At 70.7% G+C, this 4,935-nt stretch carries 5 protein-coding genes; 1 reads left to right on the forward strand and 4 read right to left on the reverse strand.

Translation table 11 applies throughout. The features are described from left to right. Positions 1-1,271 (reverse strand): ATP-binding protein (locus P1P70_RS40625; protein WP_319246903.1); only part of this gene is annotated, 1,271 nt, incomplete at its 3' end. 115 nt (positions 1,272-1,386) lie between these two features. After that, positions 1,387-2,670 (reverse strand): adenylosuccinate synthase, encoded by a 1,284-nt coding sequence (locus P1P70_RS40630; RefSeq protein WP_220647335.1) that lies wholly within the window; start codon positions 2,668-2,670, stop codon positions 1,387-1,389. Positions 2,671-2,867: 197 nt separating this feature from the next. Between P1P70_RS40630 and P1P70_RS40635 the strand changes: the two genes are divergently transcribed. Next, positions 2,868-4,028: a diacylglycerol kinase gene (locus tag P1P70_RS40635; protein WP_319246906.1), complete on the forward strand. Its 1,161-nt coding sequence runs from the start codon at positions 2,868-2,870 to the stop codon at positions 4,026-4,028. Between the two features lie 80 nt (positions 4,029-4,108). Here the strand turns inward: P1P70_RS40635 and P1P70_RS40640 are convergent, their stop codons facing one another. Continuing rightward, complete coding sequence (locus P1P70_RS40640; protein WP_319246908.1) at positions 4,109-4,480, reverse strand: peptidase inhibitor family I36 protein; 372 nt, start codon at positions 4,478-4,480, stop codon at positions 4,109-4,111. Next, positions 4,477-4,935 (reverse strand): hypothetical protein (locus P1P70_RS40645; protein WP_319246910.1); only part of this gene is annotated, 459 nt, incomplete at its 5' end. The genes P1P70_RS40640 and P1P70_RS40645, both read right to left, overlap by 4 nt.

The following is a 4,935-nucleotide window of genomic DNA, read 5'->3' on the forward strand; positions in this document are numbered from 1 at the left end:
CCCTCCGCCCCCGTCCGCTCCACCCGTGCCGTCCTGTCCGCGCGCAGCAGCCGTCGTCCGATCTGGCCCTCCGACACCTTCGGCACCGCGCCGAACGACCCCGCCAGATAGGCGGCCATGAGGTCCTCTTCCTCCGTCGGCTCCCACTCGGCGACCGACGACAGTTCCGTGGCGCCCTGCCCGTCCTTCTCGGTGAGCCAGATCTGCCCCGGCTGCAGCAGCCTGCCGCCGCTCGGTGTCTGCAACAGAGAGGGATCATGCCCGGTGAACACCAGCTGCGCACCCTTCGGATTCACCCAGGAGGCCTGGAAGAGGCGGACGACCTCCGCCGCGAAGCGGGAGTGCAGGCTCGCGTCGAGTTCGTCGATCAGCAGGACCGCTCCGGTGTCCAGGGCCAGCAGAAGCGGGCCGATCAGCGCGAACCATGAGCGGGTTCCCCACGACTCCGAAGCCCAGTCCAAGGTCATGCGCTCATCGCTGCCCGTGTGCACGAGGCGTACCGTCGGCCGCCCGGACGACGACTGCTCGACCTCCACACCGGAGATGCCGAGGTCGGCGACCCGCAACAGCTCCTCGGTCCGCCGCCGGAAGTCCTCGCTCTCCAGCAGCCGCGTCGCCGTGTAGTCCTCGCGTTGGGCGCGTTCGGTCTCGGGCGTCACATCCCAGAGATTGCTCTTGAACCAGTCGAAGACGGGGGTGAGTTGTTCATGCCCGTCGTTGGCGGCGCGGGTGAGCAGCAGGGCGTCACGCCGGGTGGTGCGAGCCAGGTGCGCACGGTCGTGCAATCTGTCGGCCGGGAAATCGAATTCCTTCTCCCGCGAGGCGTCACGCTCGAACCACACCTGGCGCCGGCCCTTGGGGTACGCGTAGAGCCATTCCGTCTCGACCCGCTGAGGTCCCAGCTCGAAACCGTAGGTCCAGCGGACGTTGCGGTCGAGCAGAAAGTCCGCCTCGTACAGCGTGGTCTCGGCCGCAGCCTTCGGATCCAGGGCGAACTCGTCGCGTGGGATGGCGTCGTAGGAGGTCCACTCGGCGTAGGAGCGCAGCACCGCGTGACGCATGTTCTTCAGCGCGGTGATGACATTGGATTTGCCGGACGCGTTGGCGCCGAAGACCCCGAGAACGGTGTGCACGGGCAGTTGCCGGCCGTCGGAGAGCGTCACCTCGCGTGCCGCCGTGTGATCCCCCTCGGATCCCTCCGGTGCGACGAAGGACAGCTCCTGCTCGTCGCGCAGGGATCTGACATTCGCCACCCTGAATCTCAGCAGCATCCCGTCTCCTTCATGGCGGACAGACTAGTCAGACCGTCCGGCAGCCGTCCCGGGTACGCGGCGGCGGCCGACACCGGCTACGGGTCGGCCGCCTCGCGGACGGAATGGTGGCGGACTAGATGAACGAGTTGATCTCGATCGTCTCGTCGCGGCCCGGGCCGACGCCGATCGCGGAGATCGGGGCGCCGGACATCTCCTCCAGTGCCTTGACGTACGCCTGGGCGTTCTTGGGCAGGTCGGAGAAGGACTTGGCCGAGGTGATGTCCTCGGACCAGCCCGGCAGGGTCTCGTAGATCGGCTTCGCGTGGTGGAAGTCGGACTGCGAGTACGGGAGTTCCTCGACGCGCTTGCCGTCGATCTCGTAGGCGACGCAGACCGGGATCTGCTCCCAGCCCGTGAGGACGTCGAGCTTGGTGAGGAAGAAGTCCGTCAGGCCGTTCACGCGGGTCGCGTAGCGGGCGATGACCGCGTCGAACCAGCCGCAGCGGCGGTCACGGCCCGTGGTCACACCCCGCTCGTGACCGATACGGCGCAGCGCCTCGCCGTCCTCGTCGAACAGCTCGGTCGGGAACGGACCGGCGCCGACCCGGGTGGTGTACGCCTTGAGGATGCCGATGACCCGGCTGATCTTCGTCGGGCCGACGCCCGCGCCCGTGCAGGCGCCACCGGCGGTCGGGTTCGACGAGGTCACGAAGGGGTACGTGCCGTGGTCGATGTCGAGGAGTGTGCCCTGGCCGCCCTCGAACAGGACGACCTTGTCGTCCTCCAGCGCCTGGTTGAGGACCAGGACGGTGTCGGCGACGAACGGGGCCAGCTTCTCGGCGTAGCCCAGCAGCTCCTCGACGACCTGGTCCACGGCGATCGCGCGGCGGTTGTAGAGCTTGGTGAGCAGCTGGTTCTTGACGTCGAGGGCCGCCTCGACCTTCTGCGTCAGGATCGACTCGTCGTACAGGTCCTGGACCCGGATGCCCACGCGGTTGATCTTGTCGGCGTAGGTCGGGCCGATGCCCCGCCCCGTCGTACCGATCTTGCGCTTACCGAGGAAACGTTCCGTGACCTTGTCGACGGTGACGTTGTACGGCGTGATGATGTGAGCGTTGCCGCTGATCAGGAGCTTGGACGTGTCGACGCCGCGCTCGTTCAGACCGCTCAGCTCGGAGAGCAGGACCGACGGGTCGACGACGACTCCGTTGCCGATGACCGGCGTGCAGCCGGGGGAGAGAATCCCGGAAGGGAGCAGGTGGAGGGCGTACTTCTGGTCACCCACGACTACCGTGTGGCCGGCGTTGTTGCCGCCCTGGTAGCGCACCACGTAGTCAACGGATCCGCCTAGCAGGTCCGTCGCCTTTCCCTTGCCTTCGTCACCCCACTGAGCACCGAGCAGCACAAGTGCGGGCACGCGCGTACACCCCTTCCGGGCGGGGCATGTCCAAGGTCGGGGGCGTACGCGATGGCTTGTTACCGTCGCGTGCGCCGCGACCGTCGTTGGCCGCACACTGTGGACCCGGATGCCCCGGAATAGACGAAGCCCCTGGCGCAATAGCGCAAGGGGCTCTTGCACAAAGATGCTACCCGAGGAAGCGAGGCAGGACCGAGGTGGCGACTGACGACCAGCTCCTCGTGGTCATCGACCCCCTCGCCCGTCGCACGGACGGCGAGGCCGTACGGATCGCGAAAGACGTGCTCAGCGCGGGTGCGGCGAGTACGAAGGTGTGCCTTCCGGACGGGCCCGAGGAATTCGCGCGGGCGCTCTCGCGGCGCGGTTCCCGGCGCCCGGTGGTGGTCGGCGACGACCGCGCGCTGCTGCGGGCGGTGGCTCATCTGCATCGGCGGCGGGAGCTGGGGGGGTGCGCCCTCTCCCTGGTTCCCGTGGGTTCCGCCCTGGGGCTCGCGCACTCCCTGGGCGTACCGGCCGGAGCGGTCGCGGCGGCCCGCGCCGCCCTAGACGGTGTCGAGCGGCGGCTGGATCTGCTCGTCGACGACAGCGACGGCGTGGTCCTGGGCGCCCTGCGCATCCCGGCCCTGCCGGGCCTGCCGCCGCGGGACCCGTCGGGGGCGGGCGGGCCGGCAGCGGGCTCGTCCCCGTGGGCACCTGGCAGGGGTACGGCCCCGAGGTCGGACCGGGACGCGCCCATGGGGAAGGCAGGGACGGCCTCCGGGACAGGGACCGGGACCGGGACAGGGACCGGGACAGGGACCGGGACCGGCTCGGGGAGGGAATCGGGGGCGGATTCGGAGACCGATGCGGGGACGGGCCGGGAGGCGGACAGCCGCTCGGGGCCGGCCGGGGTGTCACGGGCCGGGGACGCGTCGGCCGACGACTGCGCGTCGCCGTCGTCGGGCCCTCACTCCTGGCTGCGCGCCTGGCCTCAGTCCCTCGCCCGTACGTTGTCGACGCGGCCGGCGATACCCGCCCGGATGTCCCGTCCGCTGCGGCCCTCGCGCATCCGGGTCGCCGCCGGGGGCGCGGCCGGGCCCTGGCGGCTGCGGGTGGAGGTGGACGGGGTGATCCTCGTCGACCTGGACCAGCCCGTGGAGGCCGTGTCCGTCGTGCCCGGCGTCGACGGCGGCGCCGACGTCGAGATCCGGCCGGTGTCGGTGGGCGCCGAGGCGGCCCCGCTGCTCGCGACCGGCCACCGGGTGACCGTGTCCGGCGCGGACTTCCGCTACCGGGCGGATTCCTTGGTGGCAGGTCCGGTGCGGACGCGGACGTGGACGGTCCGGGAGGCGGCTTGGGGGCTGACACTGCCGGGGTGAGGGTCTGCGCTGCCGGGGTGGGGGTCTGGAGGGGGCGCCCGGTGGGTGCCGGGCGCCCCCTGGGTCAGCGGGTCACTGGGTCAGCAGCTCATCGCCCAGGTGTGGGAGTCGCCGTTGTCGTTGGCGGCGCCGTTGTAGCCGACCTCCTGGCCGGGCGTGAGGCAGATGGTCATGTGGCCGCCGAGGTGGGCGCGGGAGTACACCCTGACGTGGTCCTTGACGCCGGGGCCGGAGACACCGTGGTTGGCCCAGGACGAGTCCTCGTCGGCGATGTTGCTCTCCCACCAGCGGTCGTCGCCGGGCCACTCGACCTTCATGCCGCCGAAATTGGCGTCCGTCCAGACACAGAAGTTGCCGGTGCCGCAGGCGGCGGCCTGAGCCGGAGCCGACGACGCGAGGACCAGTCCGGCGGAGAAGAGCAGGGCGGAGAACAGGGCGGTGAAGCGCTTCACTGTGTTGTGTTTCCCTTCGGGGGTGGGGGGTTGGCACTGCCGATGAGAGAGGTGGCTTCGGTGAGGGCGCGGATCCGCAGCCGCCGCCATTCGGCGAGTTCCGTGCGGCGGTCCGCGCGGACCTCGGCGAGGGTGCGGTCGGTGTGGGCGGCCTCGGGAGCGAGGTTGTTGACGATGGTCGACGTACGGAACCAGCGGCCCTGGTCGCCGTAGAGCCGCCGCTGGGCCTCGGCCAGACAGCCGTCGGTGTGGGCGCGGACGACGTGCCCGGTGGGCAGCCGCAACGACAGCTCCGTACGCCCCGCGCCGAACATCGTCTCGGCGACGCGTGTCCGCTGGGCGCCCGGCGGACCGCTCTGCCCCGGGCGCGGCGGGGTGAGCCCGTGCCGGGTCAGACAGTCGTCGGTCAGGCGTTGGGTGGCTGCCCTGATGACGTCGTCCGGGGAGAGCCGGGG

The sequence above is a fragment of the Streptomyces sp. MB09-02B genome (genome assembly GCF_033794485.1).
Taxonomy (GTDB): domain Bacteria; phylum Actinomycetota; class Actinomycetes; order Streptomycetales; family Streptomycetaceae; genus Streptomyces.